This window comes from Caproicibacter sp. BJN0012, assembly GCF_035986805.1.
Classification (GTDB): Bacteria; Bacillota; Clostridia; order Oscillospirales; family Acutalibacteraceae; genus Caproicibacter.
The window spans coordinates 1,322,538-1,348,394 of the sequence record NZ_CP142518.1; the positions used below are offsets into that span (position 1 = coordinate 1,322,538).

The 25,857-nt window shown below is 55.2% G+C and carries 26 protein-coding genes, 1 other RNA gene and 1 pseudogene; 14 read left to right on the plus strand and 14 right to left on the minus strand.

What is annotated here, in order from left to right:
• Window positions 1-35: 35 nt before the first annotated feature.
• The 4 genes from rplL to VA597_RS06300 all read left to right on the plus strand — a co-directional run bounded on the left by rplL (window position 36) and on the right by VA597_RS06300 (window position 3,366).
• Window positions 36-410 carry a 50S ribosomal protein L7/L12 gene (rplL, locus tag VA597_RS06285; RefSeq protein ID WP_128741955.1) on the plus strand — a complete coding sequence of 125 codons (375 nt, stop codon included), beginning with the start codon at window positions 36-38 and terminating at the stop codon, window positions 408-410.
• A 219-nt stretch (window positions 411-629) separates the two neighbouring features.
• Window positions 630-1,175: a DUF4342 domain-containing protein gene (locus VA597_RS06290; RefSeq protein ID WP_128741956.1), complete on the plus strand. Its 546-nt coding sequence runs from the start codon at window positions 630-632 to the stop codon at window positions 1,173-1,175.
• 27 nt (window positions 1,176-1,202) lie between these two features.
• A complete protein-coding gene (locus VA597_RS06295) occupies window positions 1,203-1,880 on the plus strand; it encodes a response regulator transcription factor (protein ID WP_128741957.1) in 678 nt (225 codons plus the stop codon).
• Complete coding sequence (locus VA597_RS06300) at window positions 1,870-3,366, plus strand: sensor histidine kinase (protein ID WP_128741958.1); 1,497 nt, start codon at window positions 1,870-1,872, stop codon at window positions 3,364-3,366. The genes VA597_RS06295 and VA597_RS06300 overlap by 11 nt, the downstream gene beginning before the upstream one ends.
• A 41-nt stretch (window positions 3,367-3,407) precedes the next feature.
• On the opposite strand, the gene VA597_RS06305 is transcribed toward VA597_RS06300, so the two are convergent.
• Window positions 3,408-4,766: a D-alanyl-D-alanine carboxypeptidase family protein gene (locus VA597_RS06305; RefSeq protein ID WP_128741959.1), complete on the minus strand. Its 1,359-nt coding sequence runs from the start codon at window positions 4,764-4,766 to the stop codon at window positions 3,408-3,410.
• Between the two features lie 194 nt (window positions 4,767-4,960).
• On the opposite strand from VA597_RS06305, the gene VA597_RS06310 reads away from it, so the two are divergent.
• Window positions 4,961-5,659 (plus strand): metallophosphoesterase family protein, encoded by a 699-nt coding sequence (locus tag VA597_RS06310; protein ID WP_128741960.1) that lies wholly within the window; start codon window positions 4,961-4,963, stop codon window positions 5,657-5,659.
• Window positions 5,660-5,736: 77 nt separating this feature from the next.
• On the opposite strand, the gene VA597_RS06315 is transcribed toward VA597_RS06310, so the two are convergent.
• From VA597_RS06315 to rny, 7 genes are all read right to left on the minus strand, one after another.
• Window positions 5,737-6,543 carry a DUF4367 domain-containing protein gene (locus VA597_RS06315; protein WP_128741961.1) on the minus strand — a complete coding sequence of 269 codons (807 nt, stop codon included), beginning with the start codon at window positions 6,541-6,543 and terminating at the stop codon, window positions 5,737-5,739.
• Window positions 6,540-7,097 carry a sigma-70 family RNA polymerase sigma factor gene (locus VA597_RS06320; RefSeq protein ID WP_128741962.1) on the minus strand — a complete coding sequence of 186 codons (558 nt, stop codon included), beginning with the start codon at window positions 7,095-7,097 and terminating at the stop codon, window positions 6,540-6,542. The genes VA597_RS06315 and VA597_RS06320 overlap by 4 nt, the downstream gene beginning before the upstream one ends.
• 116 nt (window positions 7,098-7,213) lie before the next feature.
• Window positions 7,214-9,244: an ATP-dependent DNA helicase RecG gene (gene recG, locus VA597_RS06325; protein ID WP_326975545.1), complete on the minus strand. Its 2,031-nt coding sequence runs from the start codon at window positions 9,242-9,244 to the stop codon at window positions 7,214-7,216.
• A gap of 46 nt (window positions 9,245-9,290) precedes the next feature.
• Window positions 9,291-10,976 (minus strand): DAK2 domain-containing protein, encoded by a 1,686-nt coding sequence (locus VA597_RS06330; protein ID WP_128741964.1) that lies wholly within the window; start codon window positions 10,974-10,976, stop codon window positions 9,291-9,293.
• 272 nt (window positions 10,977-11,248) lie between these two features.
• On the minus strand, window positions 11,249-11,509 hold the full coding sequence (locus VA597_RS06335) for a stage V sporulation protein S (RefSeq protein ID WP_128741965.1): 261 nt from the start codon (window positions 11,507-11,509) through the stop codon (window positions 11,249-11,251).
• Window positions 11,510-11,630: 121 nt separating this feature from the next.
• Window positions 11,631-12,398 (minus strand): TIGR00282 family metallophosphoesterase, encoded by a 768-nt coding sequence (locus tag VA597_RS06340; RefSeq protein WP_326975670.1) that lies wholly within the window; start codon window positions 12,396-12,398, stop codon window positions 11,631-11,633.
• 85 nt (window positions 12,399-12,483) lie between these two features.
• Window positions 12,484-14,043, minus strand: coding sequence for a ribonuclease Y (gene rny, locus VA597_RS06345; protein ID WP_442861476.1), 1,560 nt, complete (start codon window positions 14,041-14,043; stop codon window positions 12,484-12,486).
• A gap of 579 nt (window positions 14,044-14,622) precedes the next feature.
• On the opposite strand from rny, the gene thrS reads away from it, so the two are divergent.
• Window positions 14,623-16,533, plus strand: a complete 1,911-nt coding sequence (gene thrS, locus VA597_RS06350; protein ID WP_128741967.1) for a threonine--tRNA ligase — start codon at window positions 14,623-14,625, stop codon at window positions 16,531-16,533.
• 104 nt (window positions 16,534-16,637) lie between these two features.
• Here thrS and VA597_RS06355 read toward each other — a convergent pair whose 3' ends face one another.
• Complete coding sequence (locus VA597_RS06355) at window positions 16,638-17,585, minus strand: 3-hydroxyacyl-CoA dehydrogenase family protein (protein ID WP_128741968.1); 948 nt, start codon at window positions 17,583-17,585, stop codon at window positions 16,638-16,640.
• A gap of 104 nt (window positions 17,586-17,689) precedes the next feature.
• The gene (locus VA597_RS06360; RefSeq protein WP_128741969.1) at window positions 17,690-18,178 is read right to left on the minus strand and encodes a ribonuclease H-like YkuK family protein; all 489 of its coding nucleotides are present in this window, start codon (window positions 18,176-18,178) and stop codon (window positions 17,690-17,692) included.
• Window positions 18,179-18,421: 243 nt separating this feature from the next.
• Here VA597_RS06360 and nrdD point away from each other — a divergent pair, with 243 nt between their 5' ends.
• Together nrdD and VA597_RS06370 are read left to right on the plus strand one after the other, a co-directional pair.
• On the plus strand, window positions 18,422-18,691 hold the full coding sequence (gene nrdD, locus VA597_RS06365) for an anaerobic ribonucleoside-triphosphate reductase (protein WP_128741970.1): 270 nt from the start codon (window positions 18,422-18,424) through the stop codon (window positions 18,689-18,691).
• Window positions 18,692-18,765: 74 nt separating this feature from the next.
• Window positions 18,766-18,909: a hypothetical protein gene (locus tag VA597_RS06370; RefSeq protein WP_164918974.1), complete on the plus strand. Its 144-nt coding sequence runs from the start codon at window positions 18,766-18,768 to the stop codon at window positions 18,907-18,909.
• A 60-nt stretch (window positions 18,910-18,969) separates the two neighbouring features.
• Here VA597_RS06370 and VA597_RS06375 read toward each other — a convergent pair whose 3' ends face one another.
• Window positions 18,970-20,022: a PocR ligand-binding domain-containing protein gene (locus VA597_RS06375; protein WP_243112642.1), complete on the minus strand. Its 1,053-nt coding sequence runs from the start codon at window positions 20,020-20,022 to the stop codon at window positions 18,970-18,972.
• A gap of 133 nt (window positions 20,023-20,155) precedes the next feature.
• On the opposite strand from VA597_RS06375, the gene VA597_RS06380 reads away from it, so the two are divergent.
• Both VA597_RS06380 and VA597_RS06385 read left to right on the plus strand, forming a co-directional pair.
• Window positions 20,156-20,788 (plus strand): undecaprenyl diphosphate synthase family protein, encoded by a 633-nt coding sequence (locus VA597_RS06380; protein ID WP_128741971.1) that lies wholly within the window; start codon window positions 20,156-20,158, stop codon window positions 20,786-20,788.
• 77 nt (window positions 20,789-20,865) lie between these two features.
• The gene (locus VA597_RS06385; protein WP_164918975.1) at window positions 20,866-21,018 is read left to right on the plus strand and encodes a hypothetical protein; all 153 of its coding nucleotides are present in this window, start codon (window positions 20,866-20,868) and stop codon (window positions 21,016-21,018) included.
• 54 nt (window positions 21,019-21,072) lie between these two features.
• Here the strand turns inward: VA597_RS06385 and VA597_RS06390 are convergent, their stop codons facing one another.
• The 3 genes from VA597_RS06390 to VA597_RS06400 form a co-directional block, all read right to left on the minus strand.
• The gene (locus VA597_RS06390; protein ID WP_128741972.1) at window positions 21,073-21,639 is read right to left on the minus strand and encodes a uracil-DNA glycosylase; all 567 of its coding nucleotides are present in this window, start codon (window positions 21,637-21,639) and stop codon (window positions 21,073-21,075) included.
• 222 nt (window positions 21,640-21,861) lie between these two features.
• Window positions 21,862-22,497 carry an SdpI family protein gene (locus VA597_RS06395; protein WP_128741973.1) on the minus strand — a complete coding sequence of 212 codons (636 nt, stop codon included), beginning with the start codon at window positions 22,495-22,497 and terminating at the stop codon, window positions 21,862-21,864.
• A complete protein-coding gene (locus VA597_RS06400; RefSeq protein ID WP_128741974.1) occupies window positions 22,487-22,774 on the minus strand; it encodes an autorepressor SdpR family transcription factor in 288 nt (95 codons plus the stop codon). Before VA597_RS06400 ends, VA597_RS06395 begins: the two co-directional genes overlap by 11 nt.
• Window positions 22,775-23,002: 228 nt before the next feature.
• On the opposite strand from VA597_RS06400, the gene ffs reads away from it, so the two are divergent.
• The 4 genes and pseudogenes from ffs (at window position 23,003) to recR (ending at window position 25,789) form a co-directional block, all read left to right on the plus strand.
• Window positions 23,003-23,102, plus strand: an RNA gene (ffs, locus tag VA597_RS06405) — signal recognition particle sRNA small type.
• An 89-nt stretch (window positions 23,103-23,191) separates the two neighbouring features.
• Window positions 23,192-24,811: pseudogene (gene dnaX / locus VA597_RS06410) on the plus strand (DNA polymerase III subunit gamma/tau); the annotation flags it as partial.
• Window positions 24,812-24,826: 15 nt separating this feature from the next.
• Window positions 24,827-25,177 (plus strand): YbaB/EbfC family nucleoid-associated protein, encoded by a 351-nt coding sequence (locus VA597_RS06415; protein WP_128741976.1) that lies wholly within the window; start codon window positions 24,827-24,829, stop codon window positions 25,175-25,177.
• A gap of 3 nt (window positions 25,178-25,180) precedes the next feature.
• Entirely contained in the window at window positions 25,181-25,789 is a 609-nt protein-coding gene (recR, locus tag VA597_RS06420) for a recombination mediator RecR (RefSeq protein WP_128741977.1), read from the plus strand.
• Window positions 25,790-25,857 lie beyond the last annotated feature (68 nt).

The following is a 25,857-nucleotide window of genomic DNA, read 5'->3' on the forward strand; positions in this document are numbered from 1 at the left end:
TATAAAAATAATATTAATTTGGAGGTTTCAATCTTATGTCTGATAAAGTTGCAAAGCTCATTGAAGATGTAAAAGCTCTTACGGTTCTTGAGCTCTCCGAGCTCGTCAAAGCTCTTGAAGAGGAATTCGGCGTATCCGCCGCCGCTCCGGTCGCGGTTGCCGCCGCTCCGGCTGCCGCCGCCGCTCCCGCAGAGGAGAAGACGGAATTCGACGTCATCCTGAAAGCGATCGGCCAGCAGAAGATTCAGGTCATCAAGGCGGTCCGCGAGATCACCGGCCTGGGCCTGAAGGAAGCGAAGGACCTTGTCGACGGCGCTCCGAAGCCGGTCAAGGAAGGCGTTTCCAAGGACGACGCTGCAGCGATGGAGGAAAAACTCAAGGCCGCGGGCGCGGAAGTCGAAATCAAGTAATTTTCGTTCCTCTGTTGTTTTCCTGCCCCGTAAAACGGGAAAAAGGTCCGTCCCATACAATCCGTCGGGTTGCTTGGGACGGATCTTTTTGCCTTCTCTTGTAAAACATAAAAATTTGAATACAATATTCTTAATGCTATTTTAATTTGCCGCAAATTTTTCTTAAAGTCGCTTCTGCTAAAGTGGTGGTAACAGAAACGAAGGAGGATCAGATAAAAAATGGTTACATTGGAACAGGTTGAAAAATTGAAGGAACGCGCAAATGTAAGTTACGATGAGGCGAAAGCGGCGCTGGAGGCGACGGGCGGCGATCTTTTGGAAGCCCTGATCTATCTGGAAAAACAGGGCAAAACGAAAGCGCCGGAAGGCAACGGCTTTTACAGCAGTAAGGGCGAGACTCCGCAGTATGGCAAAGAATATACGTACAGGGAGGAAAAGGCGGCGCAGCGGGGAGAGAGCTTCTCTGGGCTTCTAAAACGGTTCGGAAAATTCTGCCTGCGTCTGCTTCAGAAAGGAAACAGAAATACGTTCGAGGTGCTGAAGGGGAGCGAATGCAAGGCTTCCATTCCGGTGACGGTGCTGGTGCTTCTCCTGCTCTTCGCTTTCTGGGTGACTCTTCCGCTGATGATCGTCGGCCTATTCTTTGGGCTGCGCTATCGCTTTCAGGGGCCGGACCTCGGGAAGGACTCGGTGAACAAAGCGATGGATACGGTGGCGGATGCCACGGATGATGTGAAGAAATCCTTTTGTGACGACAAAAAATGATTTGAGGACGCGGGGCGGTGACAACGGTTGGGCAGAAAGATTCTGATTGTCGAGGATGAACAGAAAATTGCGCGCTTTATTGAAATGGAGCTGAACTACGAGGGATACGCGACGGAGAAAGCGGCCGACGGACAAACGGGGCTTGAACTTGCCCGCACGGGCGCATTCGACCTGATCCTGCTGGACCTGATGCTTCCCGGAATGAGCGGCATGGAAGTCCTGAGGCGGATCCGACGATCTTCCGATGTTCCGGTCATCGTTCTGACGGCGCGGGACAGCACGATGGACAAGGTCTCCGGTCTCGACGGAGGCGCGGACGACTATATGACAAAGCCGTTTGCGACCGAGGAACTCCTCGCCCGCATCCGAAACGCCCTGAGAAAAAGCGCGCCGGCGGAAAGCGAACAGCTTTCCGCCTTCGGCGTTGTGTTGGACCCGGCCCGGCGGACGGTGTCCGTGAATGGGCACCCTGTGTCACTGACGAAACGGGAATTCGATTTGCTTTGCTATCTGATGAAAAATAAGGGAATGGTTCTGTCGCGGGAAGTTCTGCTTGAGAATGTCTGGGGTTATGAATTCGAAGGGGAGACCAACGCCGTGGATGTTTTTGTCCGTTTTCTTCGTTCGAAAATCGACGATGTATACGGAATCAAACTGATCACCACGGTCCGCGGCGTCGGCTATGTGATCAAAGATGAGGAGTGAAACGCAGGGTCGCGGAAACCCCGCGCCGGAGGATCACACAAAGCCCTCGATCGTCTTCCGGCTGAACACCGTCTTTTTCTTTGAGCTCCTCGGGATTTTTCTGGTTTTGGACCTTCTGTTCGGCGCATCGCTGCTGATTGCTGCGGCCGGTCATGCGGAGCGTGCCGCCGGCCTTGCCGTTTACGCCGTGGAACAGGAGGGACTTCGGGATTCGGACGGACCGGTGATTTTTTCAGAAGGCGGGGTGACGTTGGAGAAAAGCGGAGCTGCTCCGGAGGGCCTTCGTGTCCCTGCGCTGGCCGGCAGATTATTTTTTGATGAATCCCTCTCAGGGGAAAGGTATTTTGCGGTTCCCAGAACTTCTCCTCTTTTCAGAAAACTCGATGGATTGGTTTACCGGTTGTATCAAAGCACGGGCGACGTCGTTTCCGTAGACCTGAGCAAAGAAATCGGGCTCGGCGAGACCATCCTGATCATTTTTCTGGCCGCGGAGCTGATGATGCTCCTTTTCGGCGTGAGGAAACGGTCGCGCAGGATCCGGAAGACACTGAGGCCGATTGCGGAACTTGCCGAGACGGCGCGCAGGCTGAACCAGTCGAGGCCGTTTACGCCGGAGGAAATCGAGGCCCTTGCCGGAAAGATCAATGGGATCAACGCGTCCCGTCTGGATACGAGAATCGCGGTCAGCGGCACGCAGGAGGAACTCAGGAATCTTGCCGCCGCGATCAATTCGATGCTCGACCGGATCAACGAGTCCTACCGCGCTCAGGTCCGCTTTGTGTCGGATGCCTCCCATGAGCTGCGCACCCCGATCGCCGTCATCCAGGGCTATGTCAGCCTGCTGGACCGCTGGGGGAAACATGACGAAAAGGCTCTCCAGGAGTCGATTGAGGCCATTAAGAGCGAAACGGATAATATGAAGCAGCTGGTGGAGCAGCTGCTGTTTCTGGCCCGTGGGGACAACAACACCATGATCCTGCAGAAAGAGCGGTTCGACGTTTCGGCTCTTGCCCAGCAGGTCTACCGCGAGACCAAAATGATCGACGGGGGGCACGGCTATTTTTTGAGGGCGGAACCGGCCCTGATCGACGCGGACGAGGCGCTGATCAAGCAGGCCATGCGGATCCTGGTGGACAACGCGGTAAAATATACGCCCGCGGGCGGGACCATCCGGATCTCAGCGGTCAGCAGCGGGGAAGAGGTTCGGGTGACCGTTCAGGACGACGGGATCGGCATTCCCGCCGAAGCGCTCCCCAGAGTTTTCGACCGCTTTTTCCGCACCGACGCTTCCCGTGCCCGCGCGACGGGCGGGGCGGGCCTTGGCCTTTCCATCGCAAGGTGGATTGCCGAACGCCACGGGGGGCATATGGAGGTGCTGAGCCGCGAGGCGATCGGGAGCAGAATTTCCCTTGTGCTGCCTGCGGCGAAAGAGGAAAGAACAGAGGGGAAAGAAGAAAAGGAGCCGGAGGCCGGGGTGCGAAAATGACGCGCCCACGGCTTCCGGCTCCCTTTTTCAGAGAAGTTATTTTACATTTTTCTATATTTTTTCACTTTGCGCATGTTCTTTTTCTTTCGGTTATAGACCAGCGTGAGGACAATATAAATCACAACGAGAAGAATAATCAGCGCGGCGATTGCCAGAAACCAGCCTGAAGTGAAAATCGACTTGATCACGTCGGTCATATGCAGCAGCTCGCTGCGCTCGACGGACTCGGAGGCGACGAGATTGATGGTCGCCAGCGTCTGGTCGGCGTACTTCAGCGTCGCTTTGCCGATCACCTGTCCCTTTTTAATCGGCGCGTCCACATGGTCCGGAATGGTCTTGTTGATGATGACGCTGCTCTGAGAGACGTCCTTTGGCAGAATCGCGGAATAGCTTTTCTCTGCGGTGAGCAGCAGGCTGTCCTTTTGCCAGGCGTAGTTCAGTTTGACCTCTCCCAGGGTCTGGTCGGTGCCGACTACTTTTTTCAGTTCCAGATTCTTTAGCGCCCAGCGGTAAAGGTTTGCGCTGTCCACCATTTCGCCGCGCGTTTTGACCGCTTTGCCGTTTGCGTCCACCGAGGGGGCGCCGAGCGCCACGCACAGATAGCTGTACCCGTCCGCGGACGCGGTGGAAATCAGGCAATAGCCCGCTTCGTCCGTGTGGCCGGTTTTAATGCCTTTGGCATACAGGTAATAATATTCTCCCCCGAGCGCATTTTTGTCAATCAGCAGGTTTGTCGTGGAGAGCGTCGGCATCTGTTTTCCCGCATTCGGCCCTCCGACGGGTTTGTAGGAGTACCGCGTCTGGGAGCAGACCTGCATGAAATAGGGCAGGCTCATCGCGCACCGCGTGATTTTCACCAGGTCCGCGGCGGTGGTGTAGTGATTGTCGTCGTGCAGTCCGTGCGGGTTTGTGAAGTTCGTTCCCGTACAGCCCAGCGCCTTCGCCTTTTCGTTCATCATCTCGACGAATTTGTCCACGCTTCCGCCCCCGACGTAGTCGGCCAGAACCATCGCCGCGTCGTTCCCGGACGGAACCATCATGCAGTTCAGGAGCTGATAGACCGTCAACACGTCGCCCGTCCGGATGTTCGACATGGAACTGCCCGTCCCGAGAAGGCGGTCGACCACATCCTTGGAGATCGTCACCTGGGTTCCCTGCAGGTCTTTGACCTGTTCGCTGACGATGATGTAGGTCATGATTTTGGTCAGGGAAGCCGGTTCCCTTTTTTCGTCCGGATTTTTCTGGTAAACAACGGTTCCGGTGTCCAGGTTGACCAGCTCGACCGCCGCGCAGGAAGGCTCGAAACCGATAGAGAAGTTGGCGGCCCGTGCGGGGACGGAAGAGATCAGGATGCAGCAGGCCGTCAGGACGGAAAACAGGAACGCTAGCCTTTTTTTCATGGAAATTTTGCCTCCGATGTGATATGATAGTAAAGCCGGCCGAAGCAGGCGTTTTATGTAAAATCAACCTATCTGATACATAGTATAACAGCCATTTCCGAAAAGATAAAGGACTATGCCGGAAAAACGTTTCATATGATTGATTTGTATCACTGGGAACGGCTTCGGAATCGAGCTGACTGGAGGAAACCGGTATGATCTATCTGACTGCCGATACGCATGGGGAGCTGCGCCGATTTGATTCTCCTCAGATGCGCAGGCTGAAAGCGGGGGACACGCTGATTGTCTGCGGGGATTTCGGATTTATCTGGGACGGAGGCCCGGCGGAGGAAAAGATCCTGAAAAAGCTGGGCAAAAAAAAATACGGAATTCTGTTTCTGGACGGGGCGCATGAAAATTATGATCTGTTGGAGAAATACCCCGCCTCCCAGTGGAACGGCGGCAAGGTGCGGCAGATCAGCGGCAATCTGTATCATTTGATGCGCGGTCAGGTTTATGAAATCGAGGGAAAGAAAATTTTTGCCTTCGGCGGCGGTGAAAGCAGCGAAAAGCAGCTGCGCATGGAGGCCGGGAAATGGTGGGAACGGGAAATGCCCACCATGGAGGAGATGCGCGAGGGCGCCGAGAATTTGAAAGCCGTGGGAAGACAGGTGGATTATATCGTCACCCACACGCCGCCGCCGAAAATGGGACCCGGACCGTCCGAACCTGGGACGGATGGGAAAAATCAGCTGGAAGCGTTCTTTGAGCAGATCACGAAGCAGGTCAGCTATGAAAAGTGGTTTTTCGGCTCCCTGCATATCGACCGAAAGGTCACCTATAAAAACTACGCGGTGTTTGAGGGGGTTCTCCCGGCCTGGGAGATTCCGTCGAAACACCACTTCAAAAAGTAACAAATGCTCCGGCTGCTGCGTGTGCAGAGCCGGAGCATTTATCAGCAGCTTATCCTGCGTCCATCAAATATTGAGAATTACTTTGACACCTGAAAGGACTTCGCGAACGAGATCAGCTCCTGTTCGGAAAGGTTCTTTTGGGCCGCGATATAAACGCTTACTTTGTCTGTTTCCCACTCGAGCGTGTCGCCGTCGATCAGCGCGGCTTTATGCCCATTGATATTCAGCACTTTCACATCGGTACCGCCGGTTTCCGTCGCGGCTTCCGATGTGTTCCGTCTTTCCTGGACAAAAATTTTCTTATCGCCGTTGGTAAAATAGAAGTCGGCATAATCTCCGTCTATTTTTCCATTGTCGTCCGGATAGAGCTTTGCGCAGTCGAACGCATAGCCGGAAGGCATCGATGCGGGAAGCAGGGGCTGGAAGGTAAGCTGAGCAACGGCCTTGCTCAATTCCTTTTCAGTGACGCGATTGTCCGAATGGTCTCCGTTCGCGATGGTGCCGAGTTTCTTGCCATTCTTGTCGTAGATGTCAATGTCTTTGCCTCCCGGCATGCTGGTGATCGGATTTCCGTCCTTATCGTAAACCTCCGGCTTTGAGGGCGCTGCGTTCGGGTCCTCCACCAGAACGGTGTTGTGCCCCAGACTGATGGTCTGAAGGATTCCGTCGATCGCCGTTTTTGCGAACGCCGTTTGGGAGAAGCCGACCAGGCAGACCAGGCAGGCCGCCGCGGTCGTCCAGCGGACGGTGGATTTTTTGTTCAGGCCGGCGGCGCGCCGGAATTCGCGCTTCATTTTTGCGCGTTCCGAACGGTTTAAGACCGGATTCCCGGTGTCCTCAGATTTTTCCTGAACATCGTTTAGCAAGTCGTAGATGTTTTTCATGGCTTAACCTCCCTGCATTGTCTCAGTTTTTTTCTTCCGCGGGAAAGGCGGTTGTACAGCGCCGATACCCTGATATTCCGTTCCCGCGCGAGCTGTTCGGCCGGCTTTTCGCGGACGTAGCAGTCCCAGAACAGCTTGCGGTCTTCTTCCGGCAGGTCCCGAAGCAAATCCCGGACCGCTTCCCTGGCTTCGCATGCGGATTCGTTTTCCGCAGTGCAGAGGGCTTCTTCCTCGCCCTCCGAGGGGAGCGGAAGCTCGCTTTGAAACCGGGAAGACCGGCGCAGACGGTCGATGGCCTTGTACCGGCAGACCGCCGACAGCCAGCCTGAAAAGCTGCTTTTCGTACTGTCAAAATGCTCAATTTCGTTCCAGACAGCGAGAAGGATGTCGTCCTCGCATTCCTCCCATTGGTCCGGAAGCGAGGAAAGGCGCCGGCGCACGATGGACCGGATCATTCCCCCGTAGGAATCGATCACATAATCCAGCGCCCGTTCGTCCCGCGCTTTCAGCCGCCCGATAAAATTATTGCCGTCTATCTTTTTAGCATCAAACATGTTTTCTCCTTTTCTGCCGTTCCCTGCATATTTGCGCGCTCACCTTAAATATTCGCGGGCGTGCAAGGAAATCTATCAAAAAGGACCGCATTTTTTCAATGCGGTCCTTTGAAAGATCAGTCCGTCCAGTTTTGAAAGAGCTGTCTGACCTCGGCGCGCAGGCCCCGGTGCTCCGGAAGGGACAGCTCCGGGTCCGCTCGGAAAATTTTTTGGGCGGTTTCCTGCGCTTTCCGCAGAGATTCCATGTTTGTCGTCATATCCGCGATTTTCAGGTCCGGAAGGCCGTGCTGCCGGTCTCCGAAGAAATCGCCGGGTCCCCGCAGCTTTAGGTCCTCGTCCGCGATTTGAAAGCCGTCGGAGGTGGAGCACAGGATTTTCAGCCGGGCGAGCGCCTCCTCGTTCCGCGCGGCTGAGATCAGGATACAGGTCGAGGCGCAGGTTCCCCGCCCGATCCGGCCCCGGAGCTGGTGCAGTTGGGAAAGGCCGTACCGCTCCGCGTTCTCGATCAGCATGACGGTCGCGTTCGGCACGTCCACGCCGACCTCCACGACGGTGGTGGAGACCAGAACGTCGATTTCCCCCGCTGAAAAGCGGTTCATGACCGCTTCTTTTTCCTTCGGCTTCATTTTTCCGTGCAGGGTGCCGATCCGGCAGTCGGGCAGCCATTTGCTTTTCAGGCGCTGCGCGTAGGAATTCACGCTTTCCATATCGCTCCCGCTTTCGTCGATCATCGGGCAGATGATATAGCACTGCCGGCTTTCCCGCACGTACCTGCGCACAAAAGCGAAAACGCGCGGCCGGACGTCCGGCGTCACGGCATAGGTTTTTGTTTCCTTTCTTCCGGGCGGCAGTTCGTCGAGAATGGAAAGATCCAAATCGCCGTAGATTATCAGGGCGAGCGTGCGCGGGATCGGCGTCGCGCTCATGACCAGCGTATGGGGACGGTCCCCTTTTGCGGCGAGCGCCGCCCGTTGGGCCACGCCGAACCGGTGCTGTTCGTCCGTGACGACCAGGCCGAGCCGTTTGAAGCTCACGCCGTCCGAAATCAGCGCGTGGGTGCCGACCAGCAGGTCGATCTCCCCGTCGGCCAGGGCGCCGCGCAGCTTCCGCTTTTCAGCGGCGGGCAGGGAACCGGTCAGAAGGCCGATCCGGATCCCCGTCGGCGACAGCAGGGCGGAAAGCGTCCGCGCGTGCTGCCTTGCCAGGATTTCCGTCGGAGCCATCAGGGCGGCCTGCATTCCGTTCTTGATCGCCGAATGGCACAGGGCTGCCGAGACTGCCGTCTTTCCCGACCCCACATCCCCCTGAATCAGGCGGTTCATCGGGAAACCACCGAGCATGTCCGCCATCGATTCGCGCACCGCCCTTTTCTGGGCCTCTGTGGGCTGAAACGGCAGCAGACGGTAAAATTCACCGGTCCGGTCGCTTTGAAGCTGAAACCGGCTCCTGGCTCGGGTACGGCCCCCAATTCTCAGTAGGCCGAGCTGCAGCACCAGAAATTCTTCAAAGATCAGCCGCTCGCGGGCCGATTTCAGCGATTCCATATCGTCCGGGAAATGAATGTTCTTCAAGGCGAAATCCAGGCTGCTGAGAGTTTGCTCTTTTCGAAGCATCGGGGGAAGTGGGTCCGCCATCGGGTCCGGCAGCAGCCGGAGCGCCTCGCGCACCGCGTTTCCGATCAAGCGGCTGGAAAGCCCGCTGGTCTGGCGATAGACCGGCAGAACAGGGGGGCAGGACGCCGCCGGATAAAATTCCGGAGAAATCATTTCCCGTTTCAGGAAATTGGCGGTGACTTTGCCGTAAAACAGATATTCTTCGCCCGGATGCAGCAGGTTCATCACATAGCGGTTGTTGAAGAAAGTCAGTTCCAGGGTGCTTTCGCCATCAAAGGCGCGGGTCTTATAAAGCGTCATTCCGCCGCGGATGCGGGTCTCCGTTGGCGCTTTTTCAACGGCGGCCCGCACGGCGCAGACCGTTCCCAGGGGGGCGGTGCGGACCGGAAACGGGCGGCTCAGGTCCTCGTAAGCACGGGGGTACAGACGCAGCAAGGCGCCGACCGACGGCGCGCCGAGCTTTCGGAACAGCTCCGCGCGCCGCCTGCCGACGCCTTTCAGGGTCTGGATATCCTGTTTGAATAAGCTGGCCATTCTACCACCTGCAAACTGTGTTTTGTTTTTTCAGGCGGGCATGGCGTTATTCCACTGAAATGATAAAATAATAAACCGGCTGTCCGCCGTTGACAAGGGTGATCTCAATATCGCTGCTGACCTTGGATTTGATGCGGCTGCACGCATCGTTGGCCATTTCCTCGGTCACGTCCGCACCGTAGATCAGGGTGATGAACGAGGTGCCGCGTCCGACCATAGACCGGGTCAGCTTGGAGCAGACATGGACCGCGTCCCTGTTCTTTTCGATGACACTCAGTTTCCCGTTGACCAGTCCAAGTGTATCCCCCTCGCGGATCCGCTTTCCGCCGAACTCGGAGTCCCTTGCCGCAAATGTGACGGTGCCGGTCTGCACGCCGGAAGCGGCTTCCATCATGCCGACGGTATTGACTTCCACGCTCGCGTCCGGGTTGTAGGCCAGAAGGGCGGAAAGGCCCTGCGGAATGGTGCGGGTCGGCAGCACGATCACCTTGCGGTCCTGGATCAGGGGGATGGTCTGTTCCGCCGCCAGAATGATATTTTTATTGTTCGGCATAATGATGACGGTCTTCGCCGGCGTTGCGAGGGCAGCGGCCATTAGCTCCTCGGTGCTGGGATTCATGGTCTGCCCGCCGCTGACGACCTGTGCGCAGCCGAGATCCGTAAACAGCGTTTTGAGTCCTTCGCCCGCGGCGACCGCGACGAAACCGATTTCCTCCACCGGTTCCGCCGGTTCCGGCGGCGCGGCGGATTTCGCCTTGGCGGCTTCGTTTTCCTCGGCGTTTTTCCGGTGCTGCTCCTTCATATTGTCGACCTTCACGGTCAGGAGCTGACCATAGGCGAGGCCCGCCTCCAGCGCGTTGCCGGGGTCCTCCGTATGCACGTGGACTTTGATGATTTCATCGTCGTCCACGACCAGGACGCAGTCGCCCATGCTTTCAAGGTAAGTGCGAAGGTCCTGCGGGTCTTTCCCGCACTCCGGATTCCGCCCGATGATGAATTCGGTGCAGTAGGTAAAATTGATGACTTCGTCGAATTCCGCGGCCGCGTTGCGGAAAAAGTCGCTGTTCAGCGTTCTGTCGTTTCCGGAACCGCCGCCGGCTTCCGCCGTTTCGCCGGAGAGGATCGTGTGGTCGCGGAAGACGCTCAGCATCCCGTCGAAAATATAGCACAGCCCTTTGCCCCCGGCGTCGACAACGCCGGCCCGTTTGAGGACGGGGAGAAGCTCCGGGGTTCTGGCGAGGGCCTCCTCTGCTCCCTTGCAGATGGCTTCCCAGACGACGACCGGATTGTCGTCGTCCTGCGCGGCCGCCTTGCCTGCTTCACAGGCGATGCGGGACACGGTCAGAATGGTTCCCTCGGTCGGCTTCATGACCGCTTTGTAGGCGGCCTCCACTCCGATGCCGAGCGCGGCGGCGAGGTCGGAGCCCCCGACCTCATCCATCCCCTCCAGGCCTTTCGCAAATCCTCGGAACAAAAGGGAAAGGATGACCCCTGAATTGCCTCTCGCCCCGCGGAGGAGGGCGCCCGAAGCGATCTTCGCGACCTCTCCGGCGGAATTTGAACTTGTCTTCACCAGTTCTGCGGCGGCCGATCCCATGGTCATGGACATATTGGTTCCCGTGTCTCCATCCGGAACGGGAAAAATGTTGAGTTCATCAACAGATGTTTTATATCGGACTATATTATTGGCACCGGATATGATAGCATTTTTCAGATCGATCCCGTTCATCACTTTGTCAGCACTCCCTCAATTCAAACAGCGGTTGGAAGCCGGACCTGCGAGCTCCGTTCCGGCTATGATACCATGAACCGCGAAGCCGCGAAACGCGCGGTCAGCCACGATTCATGGTTCAGTGTACTCTCAGGCGTCGGAAGCTTTGCCTCCGTTTACACCGTGAGGTTATTATACCATACACTTCCAATGGATTCAATCGTTAAAAATAAGCCGGGGCTTTAGGCCGAGAATGAAAATATCCTCACTCAAGGTGAGGATATCGGTTTGCTCTACCGGGGTTCCACAATGAGCTTGATTGCGGTTCGCTCCTCTCCGTCGATCGTTACGCTTGCAAATGCAGGCGTGCAGACGGCATCGATTCCCGACGGGGCAAGATAACCGCGCGCGATAGCTATGGCTTTGATAGCCTGATTGGTAGCGCCGGCGCCGACGGCCTGAATCTCGACCGAGCCGGATTCCCGGATGACACCCGCAACCGCGCCGGCAACGGAATTAGGCGCCGATTTTGACGACACTTTTAAGATTTCCATAAGCTATCCCCCAACTTATATTTATAGATACATCATAAATCGAAAAAACAGTTTTTGCAAGTTATTTTAATAAAAAATAATTGCTATATCTAAAAATTATTAGCAGAATAGCCAAAGCAAATTAGAGTATTTGTATTCTTTCAATGGAAACGGTTCTGCCTGATTTTTCATCCACGGATAAAACGGCTCCGTCCATCCGGCAGTCGCCGTCCGCCAGGTCGAAACGGACCGGCATTTTGGTCCTCATTTTCTGGATCACCAGTTCGGGCTTGACCCCCAGAACGGACTGAACGGGCCCCGTCATGCCCAGGTCGGACAGATACCCCGTGCCTTTCGGAAGGATGGTTTCATCCGCGGTCTGAACATGGGTGTGGGTGCCGAAAACGGCTGAGACGCGTCCGTCCAGGTAGTAGGCGAGCGAGCGTTTTTCCCCGGTTGCCTCCGCGTGAAAATCCACGAGCGTGATTTTCGGCGTGCCCGCCGAAAGAATTCGGTCCGCCGCGTCAAAAGGGGATTCCATGCTCTCCATATAAACGACTCCGATCAGGTTTAAAACGCCGACCTGGACCCGGCCGAGGTCGATGATCTCAAATCCTTTGCCGGGCGCCGCGGAAGGAAAGTTGGCAGGGCGCAGCAAAGCGGGGCAGGAATCATAAAAATCATAACTTTCCCTGCGCCGGAAGCTGTGATTTCCGGAAGTGATGACATCTACGCCGCTGTCGAACAGATGGCAGGCGGACGCGGGGGTCAGGCCGTTCCCGTCTGCGGAGTTTTCTCCATTCGCAATGACCAGGTCGATTCCCTTCAGCTTTTTGACGGAGGGCAGGTGTCTGCGAAGAAAATTACAGCCGATACTGCCGACCACATCACCAATTGCCAGAATGTTCATCATTGAATCCTCCTTCAGACAGAAAATGCAAACAAAGAGGGGGGAACAGCCCCTGTTCCCCCCATGTCAGGCGTGATGCCTTCCCTCACTTTGCATATTCGATTGCTCTGCTCTCACGGATTATGGTAACCTTGATTTGACCCGGATATTCCAGATCGCTTTCAATTTTTTTGCAAATGTCACGAGCCAAAAGCGCCATTTTGTCGTCGCCGACGGACTCGGGTTTCACCATGATCCGGATTTCGCGGCCGGCCTGAATGGCATAACTGCGGTCCACTCCGTCAAACGACGAGGCAACAGCTTCCAGTTTTTCCAGGCGCTTGATGTAATTTTCCAGATTCTCGCGCCTTGCTCCCGGGCGGGCCGCGCTGATCGCATCGGCTGCCTGAACCAGGCAGGCGACGATGGTTTTTGCTTCCACGTCCCCGTGGTGAGCCTGAATCGCGTGCACCACAGCGTCACTTTCTTTATATTTGCGGGCCATGTCGACTCCGATGTCGACATGGGAACCTTCGATTTCGTGGTCCAGCGCTTTCCCGATGTCATGCAGCAGGCCTGCCCTGCGCGCAATCGTGGGGTCCAGTCCAAGCTCGCTTGCCATCATGCCGGCAAGGTAGGCGACTTCCAGAGAGTGGTTCAGCACGTTTTGGCCATAACTGGTGCGGTAACGCAGCCGTCCCAGCAGCTTGACCAGTTCCGGATGGACGCCGTTCACGCCGGCTTCGATCACGGCGTGTTCTCCTTCCTGTTTAATGGTGGCGTCCACTTCCCGCCGGGCTTTTTCAATGGTCTCCTCAATTCTCGCAGGATGAATTCTCCCATCGGCAATCAGATGCTCCAGAGCGATGCGCGCCACCTCGCGGCGCACCGGCTCGAAACAGGAGAGAGTGATTGCCTCCGGCGTGTCGTCAATAATCAGGTCGACTCCGGTCATAGTCTCGATCGCCCGGATGTTCCTTCCCTCGCGGCCGATAATTCTGCCCTTCATCTCGTCGTTGGGCAGCGGCACAACGGAGATCGTGGCTTCCGCAACGTGGTCGGCGGCACAGCGCTGGATTGCGGTGGAAATAATTTCGCGCGCGCTTTTTTCGGCTTCTTCCCGCGTCTGCTGTTCAAACTCCATCAATTTGACGGCCTTTTCATGGGTCAGCTCGTTTTCAAGATTATTCAGCAGGTAGTCCTTGGCCTGATCCTTTGTAAAACCGGAAATACGCTCAAGCATTTCAAACTGGTTCTTTTTCAGAGCTTCCGCTTCGCCGAGCCGTTCGTCCGCGTGCTTGATCTTATTGTTCAGGATCTCGTCTTTGGCTTCCAGGCTTTCCGTCTTTTTGTCGAGCGTTTCTTCCTTTTGCTGAATGCGGCGTTCCTGCCGCTGAATTTCTTTCCGGCGGTCGTTCAGTTCCTTTTCGGACTCCGTTCTCTGGCGGTGGATTTCGTCTTTTCCCTCCAGAATGGCTTCCTTCTTTTTCGCTTCCGCCGTCTTGATCGCGTCGCTTACAATCCGCTTTGCTTCCTGCTCGGCAGAACCAATGGTATATTCGGCGGTCTTTTTGCGGTGGACAATTCCCGCAAGGAACGCAATAACCGCCGCAGCCACTGTAAAGACAGCGGTAATGATGATGCAGGTGGTGATATCGACAGTCAAATGTTGGCACCTCCTTTTCCTTTTACTAGAAAAAATTTCAAAAATTAAAATTATAAAAATGGGTATCATGGGTGCGTTAACCCATCAATGCAAAATATTGCATTATAAAAATAATTGTATTACTTTTTGTGCCGGTCTGTCAAGAAATTTACATAGAAATCCGGAAGGGATTTTGCTTATTTCAGGCATGACCGGAGAGAGAGGCCTGCGAAGGTTACGCGGATCTTGACAATCGGGGGAGACGGTGCTATCATATATAAAATACAGCAGTGGTCATGCTTTTTAATGTTCATGGAAAATTTATTCTCTAAAATGTTGACGAGGAAGCCGCGTCAGAGCTCCGCTTCAGAGAGCGCGCGCTGTAAGCTGAAAGCGCGCGCAGCAGGACGGACGGCGGCTACCGCCTCTGAGTGTGCGCCGAAGCGGAACTGCGAAAGGCGCGCCGGGATGTCTCCGTTATCGGACCGCAATGAGGGCAGAAGCACCGCTTTTGCCGCAATTGGGTGGAACCGCGGGATCAATTCCCCGCCCCATGTTTTGGGGCGGGGTTTTTTATTTTTCAAAGGAGTGTAGTTTAGGATGATTCATGTCAGCTTAAAGGGCGATGTCCGCGATTATGAAAGCGGCACAACCGTCGCGGAGGTTGCGAAATCGATCGGCGCAGGGCTTTACAAAGCCGCATGCGCCGGAAAAATCAACGGAAAAACGGTGGACCTGCGCACGGCGCTGACCGAGGACTGCGAGCTTCAGATCCTGACTTTTGACGACGCGGAAGGAAAGCACGCCTACTGGCATACGACCTCCCACATCATGGCGCAGGCTGTCAAGCACCTGTTCCCGGATGCCGGATTCGCCATCGGCCCCGCGATAGAAAACGGTTTTTATTACGACTTCGATCTTCCCCGCACGCTGACGCCGGAGGACCTTTCCGCCATCGAAGCCGAAATGAAGAAGATCATCAAGCAGGACCTTCCGCTGGAGCGCTTTGAGCTCGACCCGAAGGACGCCGTTGCCCTGATGGAAAAAGAGCATCAGATCTACAAGGTGGAGCTGATCAAAGAGCACTCCGGCAAAGGGGAGAAGATCAGCTTTTACAAGCAGGGAGACTATGTCGACCTGTGCGCCGGCCCGCATCTGATGACCACCGGGCAGGTGAGGGCGGTCAAGCTGACCAACTGCACCGGCGCCTATTGGCGCGCGGACAAGAACAATAAAATGCTGCAGCGCGTCTACGGCATTTCGTTCCCGAAAGCCTCGGAGCTCGACGCTTACCTGACGATGATGGAAGAGGCGAAAAAACGCGACCACCGCAAGCTCGGCCGCGACCTCGACCTCTTCGATATCTACGACGAAGGGCCCGGTTTCCCGTTCTTCCTCCCGAAGGGCATGGTTCTGCGGAACGTGCTCGAAAATTTTTGGCGCGAGGAACACGCGAAGCACGGCTATGAGGAAATCCGTACTCCGATCATCCTGAGCAAAGACCTCTGGCTCCGTTCGGGGCACTGGGACCACTACAAGGACAACATGTACACGACGAAGATCGACGACGAAGACTACTGCATTAAGCCGATGAACTGCCCCGGAGGGATGCTGGTCTACAAACGCAAGCTGCACTCTTACCGGGATCTCCCGGAGCGCGTGGCGGAGCTGGGGCTGGTGCACCGGCACGAGCTGTCCGGCGCGCTGCACGGCCTGATGCGCGTGCGCTGCTTCACCCAGGACGACGCCCACATCTTCATGACGCCGGATCAGATCGAAAGCGAGATCCTCGGCGTAATGAACCTGATCGACAGCTTTTATAAGGTGTTCGGCTTTGAATACAGCCTGGAGCTGTCCACCCGTCCGAAAGACTCCATGGGCACCGACGAGCAGTGGAAGACGGCGACGAACGCGCTGATTCACGCGCTGAAAGCGAATGGCAAACCCTATGTGATCAACGAGGGCGACGGTGCGTTCTACGGCCCGAAGATCGACTTCCACCTGCGCGACTCGATCGGCCGGACATGGCAGTGCGGCACGATTCAGCTCGACTTTCAGATGCCGGAGCGCTTCGACCTGACCTATACCGGCGCGGACGGCGAGAAGCACCGGCCGGTCATGATCCACCGCGTGATTTTCGGAAGTATCGAGCGGTTCATCGGCATTCTGACGGAGCACTACGCGGGCGCTTTCCCGCTGTGGCTGGCTCCGGTCCAGGTCAAGGTCCTTCCGATTTCCGAAAGTACGCAGGGCTATGCCGGCAAGGTGGCGGATGAGCTCGCCGCCGCGGGCCTGCGCGTGGAGCTTGACTCGCGGAATGAAAAAATCGGCTACAAGATCCGTGAAGCGCAGCTTCAGAAAATCCCTTATATGATTGTGATCGGGGAGATGGAAGCGCAGAGCGGGGAAATTTCCGTGCGCAGCCGCAAAAACGGGGACCTCGGCACCATGAGCCTCTCTGAATTTGTTAAGAAGGCCTCCGAAGAGGTTGCCTCTAAATCAAAAGACTGATTTTTTCACAAGGATAAAACATGCGGGCCGGATCCGTAAAAATGGATCCGGCCCGCATGTTTTTCGACAAGCCAAAGCGTTTTTCCGGTTTCCGTCCGGCCTCGTCAGATTTTGCCGCGGCCCAAAGCGCCGGTAATTTTGATGAGATTTTGGTCCCGCTTTTCTACAGCCTTGGCTGCTTTACCGCCGGTGTAGTTGTAAAAACCGCGTCCGCTTTTTACGCCCCAGTCACCCCTGTCGTAAAGAGCTTTCAGCGTCTTCGGCACTTCGGCGCTGTTGTCGAGATCGGCAAACAGATAATCGGCAATGTGAGTAAAAACATCAAGGCCGGCGAGATCCGCGGTCTCAAACGGACCGAGACAAGCGTAACGGAGGCCAAGCCCATACTTCATGGCTCTGTCGATATCCTCGGGGCTTGCAGCGCCGCTTTCCGCCAGGGAAAGGGCTTCCCGCAGAACGGCAAACTGAAGCCGGTTCAGAACGAAACCCGGCACATCTTTCGCGCGGATCGGCTTTTTGCCAAGCCGCACGGCCAGGTCATAAACAAAATTTAAGGTATCTTCCGAGGTTTTTCCGCCCCGGATTATTTCTACCAGCGGAATCAGGTACGGCGGATTGATCCAGTGCATTCCGACGAACCGCCCTGCATGCAGGACCGCCGTTCCCAGCAGAGTGATGGACAGACCGGAGGTATTGGTTGCGATGATACAGTCCTTCGGTACCGTCGCGCTGATACGGCGGAAAAAATCCTGTTTGATTTCTAAATCTTCGGCAATGCTTTCCAGAACGAAGCGGGCGGAAGAGAAGCAGGCTTCGCCGGTCACTGCGTCGATCCGCTCCGTCAATTTTGCCGATTCCGCGCCGGTGATTCGCCCTGAATCCACCATTGAGATCTGGTTTTTCTGAATGACGGCTTTTGCCCGGTCGATTCCCTTCTCGCTGCGGTTCCATAATGTAACTGACAATCCATGCTGAGCAAAGATCTGTGCAAGTGCGGTTCCCATGGTGCCGGCGCCCGCGATAACGACGCCGGGAAGTTCATCTGTGTTCATTTGGTCCTCCTTTGAGGCCGCTGCTTCAGCCGTCAGAGCAATCGAACAGGAATGATCGTGAGGCAGTGACGGGAAAAGCCTTCGTTTATCAACACCGGAAAGGACTATTTGCTGATCTTATCCGCAATGCTGCTTGCCGCAAAGGAATCCGGTTTTATTTTGCAGTCATAGCCGCAGGCTTTGACCCATGAGACAAGTTCCGGAATTAACTTGCTGGTTTTCCCCTTTTTCCCGACATCCACATGAATGCAAAAGCTGACATTGTTGAAATCGAAATTAATTTTTTTACAATAATTTTCAATTTCGGCGATCAGTTTGTCAGCGTATTTCAGGCTTAAACTTGTCTCGTAAAAAAGTTTCTGCCTCATATTGTCGATTCTTTTGATCCGAAGAATATCGTAGAAAAAAATACCGCCGTGGCCCACGTTCTGGACCGCGATGACCACAACCATTTTCGTATCGGAATAGTTCTGACTGTCCGTCCCGACGACAAGGTTGAAACCTTCCGATGTTTTATAATTTGACTTGATGTAATTTGTTATGATGCCGATCATCTGATCGTCGTTGCAGTTACCATAAGTTGGACTAATCATACGATATACTCTCCGCTGTATAATTTGAGGCATCCCTTTTTTATTTAATTGTTATCATACCACAGATCTTACCGCACTGCGTTACGTTTTCGTAAATTTTATGCGAATTCCGTCCTGATTGATCGGCATGCGCTGGAGCCTATGCGGCATCCCTTTTTACAGTTAAACTATATATAGCTTGACTGTTGACTATTGTTTCCATATGTTGTATAATGCAAACAGCAATAAAGGAGGCTGAAAAGGATGCAGACGAATGTGACGGTTGTTGGGAACACAATTGCAGAATCCGAGGTAAAAAATTATATTCAGTATGTCAATCAAAAAAATCCGGGCAGGGCGATCAGCTCCCTGCGGATCGAGCCGGATGGCGGGTACGTGAATCTGTCCTATGAGCTGGAACCCGTTCCGTTTGAGCGGATCCGCAGGATCACGGGATATCTGGTCGGGACGATGGACCGCTGGAACGATGCCAAACGTGCCGAGGAGCGGGACAGGGTCAAACACGGGATCTGAGCTTCTTTCAATCATCGCGGAAGAATGTTTTTTTTCTGAAGAAAGGGAAATGCTAATCCGCGGGGTGATCTTGCATGACAGAAATTGATCCGAAAATGAAGGATCGGTTTAATTCTCTTTCGCCGGATTTAAAAGCGGAAATTATGAAACAGAATGTTCAGATTCACAATCTGCAGGACCTGATTCATTGTCTTGAGAAAATTGTTCAGGGGAGCTGATTCGGATAAAACGCCGCGCGGCCAGAGAGCCGCGCGGCGTCCTGCTGACTGAGGACATGGTCAGAATTCTTCTCTGCCTTTCAGCATGCTGTCCAGTTCATCCGCCAGGTGTACGATCTGCTGGACCGCGTTTGCCACGTCTTCCAGTGCTTTCGTCTGTTCCAGAGAGGTGCTGAGAGTAGCTTCAGAGTGGGTTACCGTTTCGCTGATGGACTTCTTGATCTTTTCTGTCAGGAGGGAGATTTCATTTACCGTCTCTTTTGAGTGATCCGAAAGATCCTTGATCTCTTTGGCGACAACCGAAAAGCCGGCGCCGAATTCCCCCGCGTGGGCCGCCTCAATGGAGGAATTCAGGCCGAGGATCTTCGTATTCATAGCTATTTTGTTGATCATGGCCAGAATATTGCCGATTTCTTCATTAAATTTTCCGATCTGTGAAATTTCATGATTTAAACTCTGCTGTTCGCCCATAATACTTTGGGAAGAAGAGGCAAGCTCTTCCAGTGTCGCGGAAACCTCCACAAACTTGCCCGCGAGCTTTTTCGCGATGATTTCCAGATGCAGTTTTGCGTAACCGCTTTGGGCGAACGCGTTTACGACGATGAAGAGCACTTCGGCGGCCGCCGCGATATTTTCCTTTTTTGTTATATCGATCTCTCGCGCGGCAGCCAGGAGCCCTGTCTCACTGAGCCCGATCTCCTCGGCGGTTTTACGGAAAGCATTTTCTTCGGGTTTGTCCGCAAGGCATTGGCCCCCAAGAACGGTGCCGAGAAGCTCGCCGTCAACGACGACGGGAGCCGCGAAATCGATCAGCCCGGCGTGACAGTTCCCGATATACGGCCGTCCGGTTCTGGCCGCCTCCAGCCCCATCCGATGGTGTGACTCCGCGCAGCGGGCGTCTCCCGCCTCTGTTTTATGGATCCATTCGGTACAGAACTTCGTGTATGAACTGGGTTCGGTGATCGGATTTCCGCGGCGGTCGACCGTGATGCTGGCGCAGTTCATTCCTGTGGCGAAATTGTCCTGAAATTTCTGCAGCAGCCCCATGTCCACAATATCTGTGATTTCAAGTGCCTTTAGGTCGATTTTCCCATCCTGCATCTGCTTGATCAAATACATCATCTCCCCATTTTTATCTCATTCTATCATTTTCTAAAAACCGTTTTCAGTGATAAGGAATTATCGGGAAATAATAAAGCCTGTGTTTCGATGGAACATAAATCGCTTTCCCTCATGAGGATTGATTATGGAACAGTTTAAAAGAATCCCCGCGCATATCGGCATCATTCCGGACGGCAACAGAAGGTGGGCCCAGCAAAACGGACTGCAAAAGGAAGACGGATACGGGCATGGGATCGAACCCGGGTTCCAGCTGTATGAAATGCTGTTAGAGTATGGAATTCGGGAAGCGACCTTTTACGGTTTTACAAAAGACAATAACAAGAGGGTTCAAAAGCAGCGCGAGGCTTTTACGAAGGCGTGTGTGGATGCCGTCGAGCTCCTGAGCGGGAAAGACGCCAATCTGTTCGTCGTCGGAAATACCGGGTCGCCGGCTTTTCCGGGAGAATTGCAGAAGTATGCGAACCAACGCGTCTGCTTCGGGCAGGGCAGGATCAATTTGAATTTTCTGGTAAACTATGACTGGGAATGGGATCTGGATGGGCTGAGGGAAAACGGCCGTCTGAGGTCGTCCAAGATATCCAGGATAGACCTGATCATCCGATGGGGAGGGAGAAGGCGCTTGAGCGGCTTCCTGCCGGCGCAGTCGGTGTACGCCGATTTTTACGTTGTCGACGATTTCTGGCCGGACTTTCGGCCCTCGCATTTTCTCGATGCGCTCCGCTGGTATCAGGGCTGCGATGTGACGCTCGGAGGCTGAACCCAAGGAGCGCGTTCACAATGAGTTCATATTTTCATGGTATTATGTAAACAAAATAAGGATACAGGAGGTCTAAAATGAATTCAAACGCGAAAACCGCGCTGCAGAGCAAGCTGATGGTTTACCTGGCTTACTATCGATTGGCGGAAAAAGAAAACGACCAGGAACGCAAGGACAAGCTGGAACCATACATTGAGGACCTTCGGGAAGAAATTAAAAACGCGGAATAGCAAAAGCGCCGTTTGGATTTGGTTCCAAGCGACGCTTGTTACATAAAGGCGGGTCTATTCAATTCCCAGTTCGTTCATCTTGTCCCGCAGCCTGAGAAAATCCTCAAACGCCCCCGGTTTGTTATGCGGGTTTCTCAGCAGTGCCGCGGGGTGGAGGGTCCCCATCATGAAAACGCCGCTTTTTTCGGTAAACATCCCGTGTTCCTTCATGATTTTGAAATCCGGGCGGATCAGTTTCGCGGCTGCGATGCGCCCGAGGCAGACGATGATTTTTGGGTGCATCAGCGCGACCTGGTTGCGGAGCCATCCGATGCACTGCTCCTGTTCCTCCGGCTGGGGGTCGCGGTTTTTCGGCGGCCTGCATTTCACGATGTTGCCGATATAGATGTTCTTCTCGCGGTTGAGGTCCACCGCGTCCAGCATCTTATCCAGAAGCTGCCCGCTGCGCCCGACGAACGGCTTGCCCTGCAGATCTTCCTGTTCGCCGGGTCCTTCGCCGACAAAGAGAACCTTCGCTTTCCGGTTCCCCATGCCGAATACGACATTTGTGCGCCCTTCGCATAATCCGCAGTTGGTGCAGTTCAGGCACGCATGTTCCAGTTCTTCCCACGTCTGATACAAGAGATCGCCGCCTTTTCTGTCGAATCCTGTTCTCATGATACCATGGACCGCGAAACCGTAAAACGCGCGGTCAGCTTTCGGCCATGGCCCAATGTTCTCTGTTATTATAACATAGGAAGAGAACTCATGAAAGACCCTTGTCAAGATGTTTCCGTGGATTCATCACGGGCTGACAGCGGCGGCTGCCGGAAGAAAAGAGAACGGAAACCATGCTGAAAATTCCTACTGATTTTCTCGGACGGAAATGACGTAGGAGTAGACAATCGGGATGACAGTCAGAAGAATCAGAGCCGCGTACAGCAGCCACATCAGGCTCAGCAAACCGGAAAGCGCAATCAGGATTCCGCCGGCGACCCAGAGAGGCCCGGCCATGCGGTGCGTTTTCCGCCAGTTTTCCTCGCTCGCCAGCGTCCACGGCACCCGGATTCCCATTGTGTAATTAAATTTGCACTTCGGAAGGTAGTTCCCTATGACGGCAATGCCGACCCCGACCAGGGCCATGACGATCATGCTCATGTTGAACCGGACGTTTAAGGCGTTCAGGATGATCAGAACGTCCATTGCGTTCGCGAGGATGACGATGAACCACAAAGAAATGCTCTTCATTTGCGGAGAGCGGTTGATATTCTGGCTGCGCGGGTCGAGCTTCAGCATGACGCTGACCAGAACGGAGGCTGCGAGCATGATTGCCGGGAGGGCGAACAGCCCGAACGCCTTGGAGCCGTAGCCGTTCGCGGTTCCCGCGCCGTCCCAGTGAACTGCGATCCGGTCCGGTACCCGGGAATAAAACGCTGCGGAAATCAAAAACGGCAAAACAGCAAAAAACCAGTAGAGAACGTCACCCTTTTTAAATTTCATGATCCGATTCCTCTTTTTTGTTCAGAAATTGCTGGAACCAATTGAGAACGTCTTCAAAGACCGAAAGGTCCAGTTCGTAATAAATGAATTTCCCTTCATGCCGGTCCGAAATCAGGCCGGCTTCCCTTAAAATTGCAAGATGGTGAGAAACCGTCGCCCCGGTCATGGAAAAATGTGCCGCAATCTCCCCCGCGGGGAGCGGACGCTCCCGCAGAAGGTTTAATATTTCCCGCCGCGTCGGATCGGAAAGGGCTTTAAAAGTGAACGCCAGAGGCATTTTCTCACATCCGTTATTTAGATATCTATCTAAATAAAAGAATAGCGCATTCGAGCCCTGCTGTCAATCGAAAAATATTTCCTTTTTTTCGCCGTTTAATCGAATTCCGGCGGCTTGAAAACCGAAATACGGGTTGTCTTTTTCAAAGAAATAGGGTATAATAACTTCCATGACTTTTATACTCGAAGGTCAAGCAAGGCAGAGATGCGTGCGATGGGATATGCGGCCGGGCGGGCTCTGTGCGGCGGAGCGCCGCGAACCATGTCAGGCGGGGAACCGAGCAGCATTAAGCGGAGTTGCTCCGTGCGACGCAGCCGGTCTGTTCGTCCGCATATCCAATCGCATGAATGCCGTGGCATCACGGCCTGTCTTGCTTTCCGCTTTTCTGGGGGGTGAGTTGGCACGTATCAGGTACTTTACAGAAAATGGAGGCCGAAAACTTTCTCCGACGTGGTGGGGCAGCCGCAGGTCACCCGGACGTTGAAAAATGAACTTGAATCCGGCCGCGTGGCGCACGCGTATCTGTTCACAGGTTCCCGCGGAACGGGAAAGACCACCTGTGCCAAAATCCTTGCAAAGGCGGTAAACTGCCTGAATCCGGTGGACGGGGACCCCTGCGGAGAGTGTGAGATCTGCCGCGGGATCGAGGACGGATCGGTGATGGATATCGTCGAAATCGACGCGGCATCCAACAACGGGGTGGACAGCATCCGCACTCTGCGGGAAGAGGCGAACTTTACGCCGGCTGCCGCGAAATACCGGGTCTATATCATCGATGAAGTCCACATGCTTTCCATCGGGGCGTTCAACGCGCTGCTCAAGACGCTGGAGGAACCGCCCGCGCATGTGATCTTTATCCTCGCCACTACGGAGGTGCACAAGCTGCCCGCGACGATTCTGTCGCGCTGCCAGCGGTTTGACTTTCACCGCATTCCCCCGGAGGAGATCGCCGGGCGCCTTGCCTATATCGCGGAGAAAGAAGGCGCCTCGATCGACCAGGCGGCCGCGCTGCTGATCGCCCGGCTGGCGGACGGCGCGCTCCGCGATGCGCTCTCCATTTTGGACCAGTGCTTCGGGCGTTCCAGGAACGTGACGGAAGAGGTCGTCGTGGAGACGGCCGGGCTGGCCGGGCGGGAACACCTGTTCCAGCTGGCGGATGCGGTCGGCCGGCAGGACAGCGCCGCCGCACTCGAAATCGTAGACCGCCTGCACTCCGCTTCCAAGGACATGGCGAGGCTGTGCGGGGAGCTTTCCTCCCACTTCCGCAGCCTGATGCTGATCAAGACGATGAAAAATCCGCGTCCCCTTTTGTCGGTGACCGACGCGGAATACAGCGAGCTGTCCCGGCAGGCCGGCGAAATTCCGATGGCGGCGGTTCTGCACGCGATCGATACGCTTCAGGCCACGCTGGAGAAGATGTACCGGGGCGGGGACCGGCGGATCGAATTTGAACTTGCAATGCTCCGGCTCTGCTCCCCGCAGCTGGATTCCTCTCCGCAGGCGCTCCTGAGGCGCGTCGAGGCCCTGGAGCAGGGCGCCACGAGGCCCGGGACGGCGGAGCCGTCCCGAAAGCCTGCCGCTGCTCAGGTACCGGACCGTCCCGATCTGCCGGAACAGGAAGGGAAGACGGCGGAGGGCGGAGAGGAATCAGACGTTCCTGCTGAAAGTGCGGTTCCGGCGGAGCCGGAGCAGATCATCGGAGAACTGAAGACCAATGCGGAGAAACTGGCCGAATGGCCCGAAATTGTCCAGACGCTGAAAAATTATTCCCATACGGTCGCGGCGGCGTTCAACGGCTCGACCGCCTATGTCAGCGGCGACTACGTCCTGATCGACGCCCCGAACGAAATTGCATTCAAGCTGCTGAGAAAACCCGATCAGCGTGAGAACATGCGCAAGGCGATTCAGCAGGTGACAGGGCGGACCTACAGCCTCGGCCCTTATCGGAAACCGAAAGAAAGCCGCCCTGAGGACGACCCGCTTGCCCAATTGGCGCGAAAGGCGGAAGACCAGGGGATTCCGGTGGAAACAAAATAACGGGAGGAATTTTTTATGAAAGCAAGACTGCCCCAGGGATACGGCGGAGGCGGCGCGTCCAATCTGCAGCAGATCGCGCGGCAGGCTCAGAAGCTCCAGGAACAGATGGCGCAGACGACGCAGGAACTGGAGGAAAAGGAATATACGGCCTCTTCCGGCGGGGATGCAGTCCGCGCCACAGTAACCGGGAAGATGGAACTAAAATCGATGGAGATCAAGCCCGAGGTCGTCGATCCGGAAGATGTGGAAATGCTGTCCGACCTGGTCATCGCGGCGGTCAACGAGGCCCTGCGCGCGGCGGCGAACGATAAGACGGAACGCATGGAGAAAATTTCGGGCGGGCTGAACGTGCCGGGGTTTTTATAAGCGATGGCCGGCTATCATATTCCCCCTCTGTCCCGCCTGATCGACCAGTTTGAACGGCTGCCGGGAATCGGCGGCAAAAGCGCCCAGCGCCTGGCCTATTATGTGCTCGGCCTTTCCGAGGACGGGGTGAAGGAGCTGTCCGACGCGATTCTGGACGCTCATAAAAAAATTCATTACTGTAAGGTCTGTTGCAATCTGACGGACGAGGAGCTGTGCCCGATCTGCCGCAATCCCGCGCGCGACCATTCCGTCATCTGCGTGGTCGAGGATCCGCGCGACGTCATCGCGCTGGAGCGCACGCATGAGTTCAACGCGGTCTACCATGTCCTTCACGGGGTCATTTCCCCGCTGAACGGGATCGGTCCGGACCAGCTCTGCATCAAGGAACTGCTCGCCCGGATCGGAAATAAGGATCAGAAGATCGCGGAGGTCATCATGGCGACGAATCCCACGGTCGAGGGCGAGGCGACCGCCATGTATCTTTCGCGCCTTTTAAAGCCGCTCGGCGTAAAAGTCACGCGCCTGGCCTACGGAATTCCCGTCGGCGGAGAGCTCGAATACGCCGACGAATTCACGCTGACCCGCGCGCTGGAGGGCCGAAGCGAGATTTGAGTTCCTCCGGTTTACATAACTCTTGACAACCGGCGGGAAATATGGTACTCTTTAATTCCCGAAAAGAA

Bases quoted from the DNA above. Each gene is read 5' to 3' on its own strand.
- thrS (WP_128741967.1), top strand. From the start codon at position 14,623: ATGATTCATGTCAGCTTAAAGGGCGATGTCCGCGATTATGAAAGCGGC.
- VA597_RS06400 (WP_128741974.1), bottom strand. From the start codon at position 22,774: ATGCCTCTGGCGTTCACTTTTAAAGCCCTTTCCGATCCGACGCGGCGG.
- VA597_RS06335 (WP_128741965.1), bottom strand. From the start codon at position 11,509: ATGGAAATCTTAAAAGTGTCGTCAAAATCGGCGCCTAATTCCGTTGCC.
- VA597_RS06385 (WP_164918975.1), top strand. From the start codon at position 20,866: ATGAATTCAAACGCGAAAACCGCGCTGCAGAGCAAGCTGATGGTTTAC.
- VA597_RS06370 (WP_164918974.1), top strand. From the start codon at position 18,766: ATGACAGAAATTGATCCGAAAATGAAGGATCGGTTTAATTCTCTTTCG.
- VA597_RS06300 (WP_128741958.1), top strand. From the start codon at position 1,870: ATGAGGAGTGAAACGCAGGGTCGCGGAAACCCCGCGCCGGAGGATCAC.
- VA597_RS06320 (WP_128741962.1), bottom strand. From the start codon at position 7,097: ATGTTTGATGCTAAAAAGATAGACGGCAATAATTTTATCGGGCGGCTG.
- VA597_RS06290 (WP_128741956.1), top strand. From the start codon at position 630: ATGGTTACATTGGAACAGGTTGAAAAATTGAAGGAACGCGCAAATGTA.
- VA597_RS06415 (WP_128741976.1), top strand. From the start codon at position 24,827: ATGAAAGCAAGACTGCCCCAGGGATACGGCGGAGGCGGCGCGTCCAAT.
- VA597_RS06310 (WP_128741960.1), top strand. From the start codon at position 4,961: ATGATCTATCTGACTGCCGATACGCATGGGGAGCTGCGCCGATTTGAT.
- VA597_RS06360 (WP_128741969.1), bottom strand. From the start codon at position 18,178: ATGATTAGTCCAACTTATGGTAACTGCAACGACGATCAGATGATCGGC.
- VA597_RS06340 (WP_326975670.1), bottom strand. From the start codon at position 12,398: ATGAACATTCTGGCAATTGGTGATGTGGTCGGCAGTATCGGCTGTAAT.
- recR (WP_128741977.1), top strand. From the start codon at position 25,181: ATGGCCGGCTATCATATTCCCCCTCTGTCCCGCCTGATCGACCAGTTT.
- rplL (WP_128741955.1), top strand. From the start codon at position 36: ATGTCTGATAAAGTTGCAAAGCTCATTGAAGATGTAAAAGCTCTTACG.
- VA597_RS06355 (WP_128741968.1), bottom strand. From the start codon at position 17,585: ATGAACACAGATGAACTTCCCGGCGTCGTTATCGCGGGCGCCGGCACC.
- VA597_RS06395 (WP_128741973.1), bottom strand. From the start codon at position 22,497: ATGAAATTTAAAAAGGGTGACGTTCTCTACTGGTTTTTTGCTGTTTTG.
- VA597_RS06380 (WP_128741971.1), top strand. From the start codon at position 20,156: ATGGAACAGTTTAAAAGAATCCCCGCGCATATCGGCATCATTCCGGAC.
- VA597_RS06305 (WP_128741959.1), bottom strand. From the start codon at position 4,766: ATGAAAAAAAGGCTAGCGTTCCTGTTTTCCGTCCTGACGGCCTGCTGC.
- nrdD (WP_128741970.1), top strand. From the start codon at position 18,422: ATGCAGACGAATGTGACGGTTGTTGGGAACACAATTGCAGAATCCGAG.
- recG (WP_326975545.1), bottom strand. From the start codon at position 9,244: ATGGCCAGCTTATTCAAACAGGATATCCAGACCCTGAAAGGCGTCGGC.
- VA597_RS06315 (WP_128741961.1), bottom strand. From the start codon at position 6,543: ATGAAAAACATCTACGACTTGCTAAACGATGTTCAGGAAAAATCTGAG.